This window comes from Monashia sp. HAY1-2A (assembly GCF_056755315.1).
This window is the reverse complement of sequence record NZ_JBNDHY010000691.1, coordinates 1-243: the sequence shown is the minus strand read 5'-3', so window position 1 is coordinate 243 and position 243 is coordinate 1. Positions and strand designations below refer to the sequence as shown.

The following is a 243-nucleotide window of genomic DNA, read 5'->3' as shown; positions in this document are numbered from 1 at the left end:
ATCCCGAGCATGATGGTCACGATGGAGAGGGCAAGCGGCAGGCCAAGATGCGGCACCGCCGAGACCGTGACACTGACCGCATCGCCCTGGACGGCAGAAGCCATGGGCGAAGAGACGTAGCCGTGGGTGAAGCCGGAAAAGAGGGCTGCGACCAGACCGAGGACCGCCAGCACGCTGGGGCCGAGCCAGAGCAGAACGGGCGCCTCATGCGGATGCTTCGGGGTTTCGGCCACGGTGCCGATG

General features: G+C 66.7%; 1 protein-coding gene. It reads right to left on the bottom strand.

The genetic code is table 11. The features are described from left to right. The coding region (locus ACPYOM_RS23565) for a hypothetical protein (RefSeq protein WP_481347839.1) at positions 1-243 on the bottom strand (243 nt) is incomplete at both ends.